This is a genomic window from Leifsonia sp. SIMBA_070 (assembly GCF_046534635.1).
GTDB lineage: Bacteria > Actinomycetota > Actinomycetes > Actinomycetales > Microbacteriaceae > Leifsonia.
The window spans coordinates 1-341 of record NZ_JAWRYK010000090.1 but is presented as its reverse complement, the minus strand read 5'-3'; the positions used below and the strand labels follow the sequence as shown (position 1 = coordinate 341).

Sequence of the window (341 nt, the reverse complement as noted above, 5' to 3'; positions counted from 1 at the left end):
CTGCTCGGCGAAATGTCCAAGAAGCACCGGCAGTACATCCGCAAGTCCGGCCGGGAGGCGCTGGACTACCGCCGGGTTTCCCGGGACGAGATTCCCCAGTGCCTTGCCGTGTACAAGCAGACCGCCGAGCGTGCCGGTTTCGGCATCCACGAAGACGGCTACTACCTGGACATCTTCGACAACCTGGGCGATGACTCGCCGGTCTATGCGGCTTTCAGCGGCGACGACGTCGTTGCCTTCCTGTGGCTCTCCACCAGCGGATACACCGCCTTTGAGCTGTACGGAGGGATGAGCGAGGAGGGCGAGCACCTGCGCGCCAATTATGCCCTGAAGTGGCATGC

The 341-nt window shown here is 63.0% G+C and carries 1 protein-coding gene; it reads left to right on the top strand.

Translation table 11 applies throughout. From position 1 onward, the window contains the following. A partial coding sequence (locus SB754_RS19540) for a peptidoglycan bridge formation glycyltransferase FemA/FemB family protein (RefSeq protein WP_410784058.1) occupies window positions 1–341 on the top strand: 341 nt, incomplete at both ends.